We start from the raw sequence: 11,673 nt of genomic DNA, 5'->3' as shown, positions 1-11,673 counted from the left end.
ACTACCCGTGCGTCATTTCGACGGCTGGATGCGGACCCGGATTTCTTCCTCTTCCGGCGCAGCCGGTTGGGCAGGGGCCTGCTGCGGCTGCGGCTGCGCCTGCGGGGCAGGGGCCGGTGCGGCCGGCGCCGGGGTGCCGCGATGGCGCAGCCCGATCACCAGCGCCACGCCGGCGATCACCACCAGCAGGGCGATGCGGATGCGCCAGGCCCAGCCGCGGCCGCCGCTGCCCTGTTCCGGCATGTCGCGGAAGGCGAACTCGGCGGTCGGGTGATCGCGACGGGTGGTGTCGAGCAGGCGCGCGTCACGCAGGATTTCGCGTGCGCGCGGCTGGTCGTCGGCGCGCACGATCCACACCGCCGGGTAGGCGCTGGCGTTACCCAGGTCGGTATAGCTGAACTGGCCGCGGCGGCGGGTCTTGTACGAGCGCCCGTTGGTCACCTTGACCTCGATGCCATGCCCGCGCAGGAGCTCGGCCACGCCTTCCACGGTTTCCACGCGCTGGCTGCTGAAGATCTGGCGCATCGGATCAATCCTTTGCCGGCACGGCGGCGGCCGCTGCCTGGTCGGGAACGACGCGGATCAGGCCTTCCTGCGCGGTGCTGGCCACCAGCACGCCGTTGCGGGTGAAGAACTGGCCGCGGGCCAGGCCGCGCGAATCCTGTGCGCTGGGGCTGTCCAGCGAGTACAGCAGCCAGTCGTCGGCACGGAACGGGCGGTGGAACCAGATGGCGTGGTCGAGCGAGGCCATCTGCACATGTGGGTGGTAGTAGCTGATGCCGTGCGGGAACGTCGCGGTGCCCAGCAGGTGGAAGTCGGAGGCATAGGCCAGCAGCGCCTGGTGCAGCTCGGGTGCATCGCCGACCGGCTCGCTCAGACGCAGCCACACCTGGTGGTAGGGCGGGCGCTTGGGCGGGTTCAGTTCGTCGCGCGGGTAGACGTGGCGGAACTCGAACGGGCCGCCGCGCGACAGCCAGCGCTGCACCTTGATCGGCAGCCGCTCCAGCACTTCGGCCGGCAGCGGACGGTTCGGTTCGATGTCTTCCGGCTGCGGCACTTCGGGCATCTTGTGCTGGTGCTCGGCACCGGTTTCGGCCTGCTGGAACGAGGCCGCGCAGAAGAAGATCACCTTGCCGTGCTGGATCGCGGTGACCCGGCGCACCGAGAAGCTGCCGCCATCGCGGGTACGGTCCACGTCGTAGACGATCGGGTGGTCGATGTTGCCGGCGCGCAGGAAATAGGCGTGCAGCGAATGCACGTGGCGGCCGTTGTCGACCGTGGCCTGCGCCGCGGCCAATGCCTGGCCCAGCACCTGCCCGCCGAACACGTACTTGGTGCCGATGTCGCGGCTCTGCCCGCGGAACAGGTTGTCCTCCAGCCGCTCCAGGGTGAGCAGGTCGATCAGCTCGGAGACGACGGGTTCGGGCGTGTCGTTCAAGGGGGCAGCCACAGCAGTGAAAGTGGGCCTGATTATACCGGTGCAGCCCGGCCCATCATCGGTAGTGCCGGCCGCTGGCCGGCAACCTCATGATCATCCTGGGGGGCCTGCGATTGCCGGCCAGCGGCCGGCACTACCGCTTACTTGCCGAGCCGGGCGACCAGCGCCTGCAGGGCGTTCTGTGCATCCGGGGCGAACCAGGCTTCGACGAAGCGGTCCAGCTGAATCAGGTCCGGGTGCAGGGCTTCGTGCAGGTCGGCGCGGGCAACCGCGCGGGTCAGCAGCATCGGCTGGCGCGGCTGCTTCAGCAGGTTCTGCAGCCAGGCCACCGCACGCGGCACCACCAGGTCACCTTCAGCCAGTTCATCGACCAGGCCGATCTGCAGCGCCTGTTCGGCCGGCACCAGCGAACCGGTGGTCAGCAGGACCCCGGCGCGGTGCACGCCCACCGCGCGGCGCAGCAGGCGCTGGATGCCCTCCGGCGCGATCAGGCCCACCTGCACTTCGTTCAGGCCGATGGCATATGGGCGCGAAGCATCGGCACTGCGGGCCATCACCCGGTAGTCGCAGCACAGCGCCAGCACGCAGCCGCCGGCCGGGGCATGCCCGGTGATCGCCGCGACCACCGGGATGCGGCTCTCGGCCAGCGTGCGCACGGCGCCAAAGAAGGCGTTCCAGGTGTCCAACAGCTTGTGCTTGTCATCGCCGTGCGAGAGCAGGTGCGGCACGTCCATGCCACCAGTGAAGATGCGTTCGCTGCCCGACAGCACGATGCCGTGCGCGTCTTCGGCCATGGCCAGCTCGATGGCGTGGATCAACTGCCGGCACAGTTCGGTATCCAGTGCGTTGACCGGCGGCCGCGCCAGGCGCAGTTCGCGGATGGGGCCATGGTTGATCACCTCGATGAGCGTCGTCATGCTGCGGTCTCGTTGCGAAGAAGGAACCTGGGCGATGATAACCAAACCATTCGTTGGCGTACTGTGGGTTCTGTGTGCGGCCGCAGCATCGGCTTCGGCGGCGGAACCCGCCTGCGTCACCCTGGAGCAGGGCTGGGCGCGGCTGCCGCCGAATCCGGCGATGCCGATGACCGCCGGCTATGGCGTGATCCACAACGGCTGCCGCAAGGCGGTGGTGATCACCGGCGCGAGCAGCAGCGGTTTCGGCGATGTGTCGCTGCACGAGACCACGATCACGGATGGGGTCAGCCGGATGCGCGCGATCGAGCGCCTGCCGCTGGCACCGGACGCCCGTGCCGAACTCAAGCCCGGTGGCCTGCACCTGATGCTGATGCAGGGCAAGGGCGCATTGAAGGACGGGCAGGCGCTGCCACTGCGGCTGCAGCTGGAAGGCGGTGGCGAAGTGAGTGCCACGTTGGTGGTGCGCAAGGCCGCGCCGTAAGCGCGCGGGGAAACGGCACGCTGCTGCTGAAGCAAGGGGTTGGGATGGCCGTCGTAGCGTCGAGCTTGCTCGACGGCCCGGGCCAGCAGCAGTCGAGCAAGCTCGACTCTACGGAAGCGACGGTTGGGATGGCTGCCGTAGCGTCGAGGACGCTCGGCGCGACCGGAATATCCGGTAGTGCCGGCCGCTGGCCGGCAGCACGCGAAATGCCGGCCAGCGGCCGGCACTACCAGACGGGCTTACGACCAGTCGTACGAGAACAGCACCGTGCGGCTTTCCGGCTCGTAGAGCATCACGATCGCATCGGCGCCGGTGGCGCACCAGTTGTAGCCGGCCACGTCGGCCACCGCGAAGAATTTGTTGCCGTCGCGGGTGATGATCACCGTTTCGGCATCGTCCGCAGCGTTGGGGTCATCGGCGGCTTCAGTGAAGGCCAGCGCGAAGGCCGCGGGAATCTCTGCGGTTTCGGTCCAGTTGCCGAAACCGATCGGGCCACCCAGCGTATCCAGATAATCGCGTTCGCTGGCTTCGCCCTTGCCGAAGCGCGAGTAGCAGGCGAGGCGGCCATGCGTGGCGTGGTAGTCGCGTGCCTTGGCGTAACTGTCGCGCATCTGCGCGATGTGTTCCTGCGCGTCCTTGCCGTCCACCGCATCGCCGATGAAGTAGCCCTTGTTGCCGAGGAAGCGCATCTCGTTGCCGGCGGTCAGTTCGAAGGCGATCCAGTTGGTGCCGGTGAACGCGTTGTGGTGTTCCTCGGTGGTCTCGCCGATACAGCCGTCATACGGCTCGATCGGGCACAGCATCGTCGCCACCTGACCGGCCAGTTCCGGGCGCAGCACGCCCAGGTCGATCTTCAGCAGCGGCAGCAGATGCTGGTCGAGCCAGGCCTGGTCGGCGGGGAAAACGTCGGCGGGGAAGGCGACCATGCCGGGCAGCAGGTCGCGCAGTTCGGTGTGGTGGATCATGTCAGTCCTTTGAACAGTGTCGGTAGTGCCGGCCGCTGGCCGGCATCCGCGATACATCTGGAAGTTGCCGGCCAGCGGCCGGCACTACCTTCAGGTCGACGCGCTGCGGATCGCCTCCGGCAGCGGTGCGCTCTTGCCGGTCTGGGTATCCATCCAGACCACCACCACGTTGCCGTCCGAATACAGCTTCGACTCATCCTGCTGGTCAACGATGCGGTGGCCGATGGTCACGCTGCTGTTGCCCAGGCGCTCGACAAACAGTTCGACCAGGATGTCGTTGGGCCACACGATCGGCAGCCGGTAGTTGACGTTGGTCGCGGCCACCACCGGTGCGATGCGGTCGGTCATCGACACGCCGTCCACGCCCAGCATCCAGCGCACGCGCGCTTCTTCCAGGTAGGAGATGTACTTGGCGTTGTTGACGTGGCCCATGCTGTCCATGTCACGCCAGCGCACGCTGATCGGGATGCGGGCCAGGATCTTGTGTTCGCTGCTCATCAGGCGTCCTTCTTCTTCTTGCTGGCGGCAGCAGTCTTGCTGGCCTTGCCGGTGCTTGTTGCCGCCACCGCCTTCTTCGCCACCTTGGCGGGCTTTTCAGGCTTCACCTTGCGCGGCGGGCGGGCGTCGGGCTTGTTGGCCACGGCGGCCGGGCGTTCCGGTCGCGCGCTGGTGGACGGCAGCATGCGGGCCAGGAACTGGCCGGTGTACGACTGCGGGCAGGCCGCGACGTCTTCCGGCGTGCCGGTGACCAGGATGGTGCCACCGCGATGGCCACCTTCCGGACCCAGGTCGACGATCCAGTCGGCGGTCTTGATCACGTCCAGGTTGTGTTCGATCACCACCACCGTGTTGCCTTCGTCGCGCAGCTTGTGCAGCACGCCCAGCAGCGCTTCGATGTCGTGGAAGTGCAGGCCGGTGGTCGGCTCGTCGAGGATGTACAGGGTGCGCCCGGTATCGCGGCGCGACAGTTCCTTGGACAGCTTCACGCGCTGCGCTTCACCACCGGACAGCGTGGTCGCGCTCTGGCCCAGCTTGATGTAGCTCAGGCCCACGTCGACCAGCGTTTCCAGCTTGCGGGCGATCGACGGCACCGGTTCGAACAGCTTCAGCGCATCCTCGACGGTCATTTCCAGCACGTCGTTGATGTTGAAGCCCTTGTACAGGATCTCCAGCGTCTCGCGGTTGTAGCGCTTGCCGTGGCAGACGTCGCAGGGCACGTACACGTCCGGCAGGAAGTGCATCTCGACCTTGATCAGGCCATCGCCCTGGCACGCTTCACAGCGGCCACCGCGCACGTTGAAGCTGAAGCGGCCCGGCGAATAGCCGCGCGCACGCGCTTCGGGCACCTGCGCGAACAGCTCGCGCAGCGGGGTGAACAGGCCGGTGTAAGTGGCCGGGTTCGAACGCGGGGTGCGGCCGATCGGCGACTGGTCGATGTCCACCACCTTGTCGAACAGGTCCAGACCATCGATCTCCTTGTACGGGGCGATCGGGTGCGAGGAACCGTTGATCTCGTTGGCAGCCAGCGAGAACAGGGTGTCGTTGATCAGGGTCGACTTGCCCGAGCCGGACACGCCGGTCACGCAGGTCAGCAGGCCCGACGGAATCGCCAGGTCCACGCCCTTCAGGTTGTTGCCGCTGGCCCCGCGCAGGTGCAGGGTCATCTTCGGGTTCGGCTTGTGCCGGCGCGCCGGGATCTCGATCGCGCGCTTGCCCGACAGGTACTGGCCGGTCAGCGAGCGCGGTGCCTCCAGGATGTCCTGCAGGGTGCCCTGGCCGACGATCTCGCCGCCATGCACGCCCGCGCCCGGGCCGATGTCCAGCACGTAGTCGGCCAGGCGGATCGCGTCCTCGTCATGCTCGACCACGATCACCGTGTTGCCCAGGTCGCGCAGGCGGGTGAGGGTGCCGAGCAGGCGCTCGTTGTCACGCTGGTGCAGGCCGATCGACGGCTCGTCGAGCACGTACATCACGCCGACCAGGCCGGCGCCGATCTGGCTGGCCAGGCGGATGCGCTGCGCTTCGCCACCGGACAGGGTGTCGGCCTTGCGCTCCAGGGTCAGGTAATCGAGGCCCACATCGACCAGGAAGCCCAGGCGTTCGCCGATCTCCTTGACGATCTTGGAGGCGATCTCGCCGCGCCAGCCCGGCAGGCTCAGTTCGCTGAAGAACTTCAGCGCTTCGTCGATCGGCAGCACCACCAGGTCCGGCAGCGGGCGATCGGCCACGAACACGTTGCGCGCCGCCTTGTTGAGGCGGGCGCCATGGCATTCCGGGCACGGCTGTTCGCTGATGTACTTGGACAGCTCCTCGCGCACCGCCGGCGATTCAGTTTCCTTGTAGCGGCGCTCGAGGTTGGGAATGATGCCCTCGAAGCGGTGCTTGCGCTGGGTGCGGCCGCCGGCTTCGGTGAAGTAGGTGAAGGTGATCGCTTCATCGCCGCTGCCGTACAGCACGGCCTGCTGCACGTTTTCCGGCAGCGAGTTCCACGCCGCATCGACGTCGAACTTGTAGTGCTTGGCCAGCGAGGCGATCAGCTGGAAATAATAGGCATTGCGGCGATCCCAGCCGCGCACCGCACCGGCGGCCAGCGACAGCTCCGGATGTACCACCACGCGCGACGGATCGAAGAATTCGGCCATGCCCAGGCCATCGCAGCCGGGGCAGGCGCCCATCGGTGCGTTGAACGAGAACAGGCGCGGCTCCAGCTCCGGCAGCGAGTAATCGCACACCGGGCACGAGTACTTGGAGGAGAACAGCGTCGGCGCGGTTTCGGTGTTGTCCAGGCTCTGCACCGAGGCCATGCCGTCGCCCAGCTTCAGCGCGGTCTCGAAGCTCTCGGCCAGGCGCTGCTTGATGTCCTCGCGCGGGCGGAAGCGGTCGATCACCGCCTCGATGGTGTGCTTCTGGCGCAGCGCCAGCGGCGGCACCGCGTCGATTTCATGCAGCTCGCCGTCCACGCGCACGCGCACGAAGCCCTGCGCGCGCAGCTGGTCGAACACCTGCGCGTGCTCGCCCTTGCGGTCGCGGATGACCGGCGCCAGCAGCATGTAGCGCTGTTCCGGGTCCAGGGTCAGCACCTGGTCGACCATCTGGCTGACCGTCTGTGCTTCCAGCGGGTAGCCGTGGTCCGGGCAGCGCGGGGTGCCGACGCGGGCATACAGCAGGCGCAGGTAGTCGTAGATCTCGGTGATCGTGCCGACCGTCGAACGCGGGTTGTGCGAGGTCGACTTCTGCTCGATCGAAATCGCCGGGGACAGGCCTTCGATGTGGTCCAGGTCCGGCTTTTCCATCACGCTCAGGAACTGGCGCGCATAGGCCGACAGCGACTCGACGTAGCGGCGCTGGCCTTCTGCGTAGATGGTGTCGAACGCCAGCGAGGACTTGCCCGAGCCGGACAGGCCGGTGATCACGATCAGCTTGTCGCGGGGCAGGTCGAGGTCGATGTTCTTGAGATTGTGCGTCCGCGCGCCGCGGATGCGGATGAAATCCATCGCCATGGGGGATCCGGTTGTGGGGGCGTTGGCTGGGTGCCGGGCCAGCAGGGAACGGCAATCGGTCAGCCTACCGAGGTGACCAGATGGGGGCAATGGGCGACAATGCCAGCCCGGTGTCTCACCCTGTGAGACAAGGCTTTATGAAGGGGTCAGATCCCTTTTCACGCTGTGAAAAGGATCTGCCCCGCGTTCCGGGCGGGCCTCCCGGGTCGTTCAGGGGTTGACTTGACCCTGACGCATTGATCTGCGTACAATCCCGCTCCTGTCCGCCCTCGACGGCGGCAGTCCATAGACCACAATAACTACAGAGGAAGTCTGGTCATGTACGCAGTACTGGTCACCGGCGGTAAGCAATACCGCGTGGCGCAGGGCGAAAAGCTCCGCGTCGAAAAGCTCGAAGTCGAAGTCGGCAGCGAGATCAAGTTTGACAACATCCTGATGCTGGGCGACAGCGATGGCGTGAAGCTGGGCGATGCGCTGAAGGGCGCTGCCGTCACCGCCAAGGTCCTGTCCCAGGGTCGTGCTGACAAGGTCCGGATCATCAAGTTCCGTCGCCGCAAGCACCACATGAAGCGTCAGGGTCACCGTCAGTACTACACCGAAATCGAGATCACCGGCATCGCCGGCTAAGCATCAGGAGAAGCAGTCATGGCACATAAAAAGGGCGTAGGCTCCTCGCGCAACGGTCGCGACTCCAACCCGAAGTACCTGGGCGTCAAGATCTTCGGCGGCCAGGCCATCGAAGCCGGCAACATCATCGTGCGTCAGCGCGGCACCCAGTTCCACCCGGGTTCCGGCGTGGGCCTGGGCCGTGACCACACCCTGTTCGCCCTCGTGGACGGCAAGGTGGAGTTCTCGGTCAAGGGCGCCAAGAAGCGTCGCACCGTCAGCATCGTCTCGGCCGACGCCTGATCCAGGCATCGCCGGCACCCATGCCTCGGCATGGTCGTGCTGGATGAAGAGCACGCTGCATGAAGAGCCCCGCTTCGGCGGGGCTTTTCGTTAGAGTTACCGGGTAAAAGGAAGACCGGCCGCGCCGGGCTGCGGGCCACGTGCGCCCGCATTACATTCAAGGCGACGGCGCAGATGCCGCGCCCATCGCAGGCATCGAAACAATGAAACTGGTAGACGAAGCAGAAATCGAAGTGTTCGCCGGCAACGGCGGCAACGGCTGCATTGGCTTCCGTCGCGAGAAGTTCATTCCGCTCGGCGGCCCGGACGGCGGCGACGGCGGTGCGGGCGGCAGCGTGTACATCCGCGCCGACGAAAACCTGAACACCCTGGTCGACTTCCGCCATGACCGCATCTTCAAGGCGCAGCGCGGCGAGAACGGCATGGGCCGCCAGGCCTATGGCAAGGGCGGCGAAGACCTGACCATCACCGTGCCGGTCGGCACCGTGGTGATCAACGTTGCCACCGATGAAGTCATCGGCGACCTGACCCAGCACAACGACCGCCTGCTGGTGGCCAAGGGCGGCCGCGGCGGCCTGGGCAACATGCATTTCAAGAGCTCGACCAACCGTTCGCCGCGCCAGGCGCTGCCGGGCGAGCCGGGCGAAGAGCGCACGCTGAAGCTGGAGCTGAAGCTGCTGGCCGACGTCGGCCTGCTGGGCTTCCCCAACGCCGGCAAGAGCACCCTGATCCGCGCCGTCTCGGCGGCAACGCCAAAGGTGGCCGATTACCCGTTCACCACGCTGTACCCGAACCTGGGTGTGGTGAAGGTGGAGAACTACCGCAGCTTCGTGATCGCCGACATTCCGGGCCTGATCGAAGGCGCGGCGGACGGTGCCGGCCTTGGTGCGCAGTTCCTGCGCCACCTGCAGCGCACCCGCCTGCTGCTGCACCTGGTGGACATCTCGCCGATGGAAGGTGGCGTGGAGGGTATTTCTCCGGTGGAGCAGGTGCGTGCGATCGAGCGCGAACTGGAAAAGCACGATCCGGAGCTGCTGAACAAGCCGCGCTGGCTGGTGCTGAACAAGGCCGACCTGATGTTCGAAGACGAGGCCAAGGCGGCGGCCGAGCAGATCGTCGCCGAGCTGGGCTGGAAGGAGCCGTGGTTCCTGGTCTCGGCGCTGGGTCGCGAAGGTACCTTCCCGATCATGAGCCGGATCATGGCGTTCTTCGATCGCCAGAAGGAAGACGAGCTGGAAGCCCGCAACGCGCAGTAATGCTGTTGTGGTTCCATGCGAAAAACCCGGCTTCGGCCGGGTTTTTTGCTTTCCGGTAGTGCCGGCCGCTGGCCGGCATTCCCCGGGGTTGCCGGCCAGCGGCCGGCACTACCGGATTGCAGGCAACAAAAAACCCGGCCAAGGCCGGGCTTTTGTCTGCTGCCCAACCCCGAAGGGCAGGGCGGCAACGCCGGATCAGGCGGCCTTGAGGGCCTTGATGCGGTCGTTCAGGCGGCTCTTGTGGCGAGCAGCCTTGTTCTTGTGGATCAGGCCACGCGCGCTGAAGCGATCCAGGATCGGCTGGGCAACGGCGAAGGCGGCTTCGGCGCCGGCGGCATCGTTGGCGTCCAGCGCCTTGATCACTTTCTTGACAGCGGTGCGCAGCATCGAGCGCTGAGCCACGTTGCGCGCGTTGCGCACGACGGTCTGCTTGGCGCGCTTCTTGGCGGACTTGATATTGGCCACGGTGGTGGTTTCCTGAAAAAATCGGTGTTATGGGAACAGCAAGCTAGCTAGTATGATGGCGTAAGAAATGCACGTCAAGTCGATTGTCAAGAGGGACGCTGAGTGAGTTCACCCAAGTTGTTGCGGGGCCTGCTGTCGTTCAGCAGCATGACCATGGTCTCGCGCGTCCTTGGACTTGTCCGGGACTTCGTGGTGACCACCACGTTCGGCACCAACGCCATCACTGATGCTTTCTGGGTCGCCTTCAGGGTACCCAATTTCCTGCGCCGGTTGTTCGCCGAAGGCTCCTTCGCCACCGCTTTCGTGCCGGTGTTCACGGAAGTGAAGGAAACCCGCAGCCACGCCGAGCTGCGTGAACTGATGGCCCGCACCGCCGGCACCCTGGGTGGGGTGCTGATGCTGGTCACCGCGCTGGCGCTGATCTTCGCGCCGCAGCTGGCCTCGGTCTTCTCAAGCGGCGTTGATACCGACCCGGTCAAGCAGGGCCTGCTGGTCGACCTGTTCCGCCTGACCTTCCCGTTCCTGCTGTTCGTCTCGCTCACCGCCCTGGCCGGCGGCGCGCTGAACAGTTTCCAGCGCTTTGCGATGCCGGCGCTGACCCCGGTCATCCTCAACCTGTGCATGATCGCCGGTGCGCTGTGGCTGGCGCCGCGGCTGGGCGGCACTCCAGAGAAGCAGATCCTGGCGCTGGGCTGGGCGGTACTGGCCGCCGGCATCCTGCAGCTGCTGTTCCAGCTGCCGTCGCTGAAGGGCATCAACCTGCTGACCCTGCCGCGCTGGGGCTGGAGCCATCCGGGCGTGCGCAAGGTGATGACGCTGATGGTGCCGACCCTGTTCGGTTCCTCGGTGGCGCAGATCAACCTGCTGCTGGACACGGTCATCGCGGCCAAGCTGACCGACGGCTCGCAGTCCTGGCTGTCGCTGGCCGATCGATTCCTGGAACTGCCGCTGGGCGTGTTCGGCGTGGCCCTGGGCACGGTGATCCTGCCGGCGCTGGCCCGCCACCACGTCAGCACCGACCGCGAGGGTTTCTCGCGCTCGCTGGACTGGGGCCTGCGCATGACCCTGCTGATCTCGGTGCCGGCCATGCTCGGCCTGCTGCTGCTGGCCGAGCCGCTGATCGCCACCATTTTCCAGCACGGCCAGTTCAGTGCCTTCGATACCCGCATGACCGCGTTGTCGGTGTACGGCCTGAGCTTCGGCCTGCCGGCGTTCGCCCTGCTGAAGGTGGTGCTGCCGGCGTTCTACGCGCGGCAGGACACCAAGACCCCGGTGCGCGCCGGTATCGCCGCGCTGGTGGCCAACATGGTGTTCAACTTCGCGCTGCTGGCCGTGCTGTACCAGGTGATGGTGCCGGACGAGCTGAAGGCCCAGGGTGTGATGGCGGCCATCGGCAAGCAGCCGGGCCTGCACCTGGCGCTGGGCATTGCCAGCGCGCTGTCCAGTTACCTGAACCTGGGCCTGCTCTGGTACTGGCTGGGCAAGACCGATGTCTACCAGCGCCGCCCGGGCTGGGGCGGCTATCTGCTGCGCCTGCTGCTGGCCTGCCTGGCCATGGTCGGCGTGCTGCTGGCGCTGCTGTACTGGCTGCCGGGCTTCTCGGCGATGAGCGTGTGGGAGCGGATCGGTGCCCTGGCGCTGCTGGTCGGTGGCGGTGGTGCGACCTATGCGGTGGCGATGGTGGCGATGGGCTTCCGCCCGCGCGACCTGCGCGGGCATTGATCGCAGCCCGTGGCGGCTAT

Annotated in this window: 12 protein-coding genes; 5 read left to right on the top strand and 7 right to left on the bottom strand. The window is 66.6% G+C overall.

What is annotated here, in order from left to right:
• Positions 1–12: 12 nt before the first annotated feature.
• The 3 genes from SSKA14_RS18530 to SSKA14_RS18520 form a co-directional block, all read right to left on the bottom strand.
• Positions 13–525: a pathogenicity-related protein gene (locus tag SSKA14_RS18530; RefSeq protein ID WP_008264513.1), complete on the bottom strand. Its 513-nt coding sequence runs from the start codon at positions 523–525 to the stop codon at positions 13–15.
• 4 nt (positions 526–529) lie between these two features.
• A complete protein-coding gene (gene tesB / locus SSKA14_RS18525; protein ID WP_008265305.1) occupies positions 530–1,438 on the bottom strand; it encodes an acyl-CoA thioesterase II in 909 nt (302 codons plus the stop codon).
• A 140-nt stretch (positions 1,439–1,578) separates the two neighbouring features.
• A complete protein-coding gene (locus SSKA14_RS18520) occupies positions 1,579–2,355 on the bottom strand; it encodes an enoyl-CoA hydratase/isomerase family protein (RefSeq protein ID WP_008266076.1) in 777 nt (258 codons plus the stop codon).
• A gap of 34 nt (positions 2,356–2,389) precedes the next feature.
• On the opposite strand from SSKA14_RS18520, the gene SSKA14_RS18515 reads away from it, so the two are divergent.
• Complete coding sequence (locus SSKA14_RS18515; RefSeq protein ID WP_040008517.1) at positions 2,390–2,836, top strand: copper chaperone PCu(A)C; 447 nt, start codon at positions 2,390–2,392, stop codon at positions 2,834–2,836.
• A 239-nt stretch (positions 2,837–3,075) separates the two neighbouring features.
• Here SSKA14_RS18515 and SSKA14_RS18510 read toward each other — a convergent pair whose 3' ends face one another.
• The 3 genes from SSKA14_RS18510 to uvrA form a co-directional block, all read right to left on the bottom strand.
• The gene (locus SSKA14_RS18510; RefSeq protein WP_008266038.1) at positions 3,076–3,801 is read right to left on the bottom strand and encodes a hypothetical protein; all 726 of its coding nucleotides are present in this window, start codon (positions 3,799–3,801) and stop codon (positions 3,076–3,078) included.
• 90 nt (positions 3,802–3,891) lie between these two features.
• Positions 3,892–4,299: a thioesterase family protein gene (locus SSKA14_RS18505; protein WP_006424673.1), complete on the bottom strand. Its 408-nt coding sequence runs from the start codon at positions 4,297–4,299 to the stop codon at positions 3,892–3,894.
• Positions 4,299–7,301: an excinuclease ABC subunit UvrA gene (uvrA, locus tag SSKA14_RS18500; protein WP_008265013.1), complete on the bottom strand. Its 3,003-nt coding sequence runs from the start codon at positions 7,299–7,301 to the stop codon at positions 4,299–4,301. Before uvrA ends, SSKA14_RS18505 begins: the two co-directional genes overlap by 1 nt.
• Positions 7,302–7,619: 318 nt before the next feature.
• Here uvrA and rplU point away from each other — a divergent pair, with 318 nt between their 5' ends.
• The 3 genes from rplU (at position 7,620) to cgtA (ending at position 9,466) form a co-directional block, all read left to right on the top strand.
• The gene (rplU, locus tag SSKA14_RS18495) at positions 7,620–7,928 is read left to right on the top strand and encodes a 50S ribosomal protein L21 (protein WP_006424709.1); all 309 of its coding nucleotides are present in this window, start codon (positions 7,620–7,622) and stop codon (positions 7,926–7,928) included.
• 18 nt (positions 7,929–7,946) lie between these two features.
• The gene (gene rpmA, locus SSKA14_RS18490) at positions 7,947–8,210 is read left to right on the top strand and encodes a 50S ribosomal protein L27 (RefSeq protein ID WP_005415704.1); all 264 of its coding nucleotides are present in this window, start codon (positions 7,947–7,949) and stop codon (positions 8,208–8,210) included.
• Between the two features lie 203 nt (positions 8,211–8,413).
• Entirely contained in the window at positions 8,414–9,466 is a 1,053-nt protein-coding gene (gene cgtA / locus SSKA14_RS18485) for an Obg family GTPase CgtA (RefSeq protein WP_006424789.1), read from the top strand.
• Positions 9,467–9,661: 195 nt separating this feature from the next.
• Here the strand turns inward: cgtA and rpsT are convergent, their stop codons facing one another.
• The gene (rpsT, locus tag SSKA14_RS18480) at positions 9,662–9,931 is read right to left on the bottom strand and encodes a 30S ribosomal protein S20 (RefSeq protein WP_005408560.1); all 270 of its coding nucleotides are present in this window, start codon (positions 9,929–9,931) and stop codon (positions 9,662–9,664) included.
• A gap of 117 nt (positions 9,932–10,048) precedes the next feature.
• Between rpsT and murJ the strand changes: the two genes are divergently transcribed.
• Entirely contained in the window at positions 10,049–11,653 is a 1,605-nt protein-coding gene (gene murJ / locus SSKA14_RS18475) for a murein biosynthesis integral membrane protein MurJ (protein WP_040008511.1), read from the top strand.
• The last annotated feature ends 20 nt before the right edge of the window (positions 11,654–11,673 follow it).

The sequence above is a fragment of the Stenotrophomonas sp. SKA14 genome (genome assembly GCF_000158575.1).
Taxonomy (GTDB): Bacteria; Pseudomonadota; Gammaproteobacteria; order Xanthomonadales; family Xanthomonadaceae; genus Stenotrophomonas; species Stenotrophomonas forensis.
Note: the sequence above shows the minus strand (reverse complement) of the source record. Positions and strands in the feature narration are given on the sequence as shown.

Coding starts and splice junctions, on each gene's coding strand:
- SSKA14_RS18520 (WP_008266076.1), bottom strand. CDS start 2,355: ATGACGACGCTCATCGAGGTGATCAACCATGGCCCCATCCGCGAACTG.
- SSKA14_RS18530 (WP_008264513.1), bottom strand. CDS start 525: ATGCGCCAGATCTTCAGCAGCCAGCGCGTGGAAACCGTGGAAGGCGTG.
- SSKA14_RS18510 (WP_008266038.1), bottom strand. CDS start 3,801: ATGATCCACCACACCGAACTGCGCGACCTGCTGCCCGGCATGGTCGCC.
- rpmA (WP_005415704.1), top strand. CDS start 7,947: ATGGCACATAAAAAGGGCGTAGGCTCCTCGCGCAACGGTCGCGACTCC.
- rplU (WP_006424709.1), top strand. CDS start 7,620: ATGTACGCAGTACTGGTCACCGGCGGTAAGCAATACCGCGTGGCGCAG.
- uvrA (WP_008265013.1), bottom strand. CDS start 7,301: ATGGCGATGGATTTCATCCGCATCCGCGGCGCGCGGACGCACAATCTC.
- cgtA (WP_006424789.1), top strand. CDS start 8,414: ATGAAACTGGTAGACGAAGCAGAAATCGAAGTGTTCGCCGGCAACGGC.
- SSKA14_RS18505 (WP_006424673.1), bottom strand. CDS start 4,299: ATGAGCAGCGAACACAAGATCCTGGCCCGCATCCCGATCAGCGTGCGC.
- SSKA14_RS18515 (WP_040008517.1), top strand. CDS start 2,390: ATGATAACCAAACCATTCGTTGGCGTACTGTGGGTTCTGTGTGCGGCC.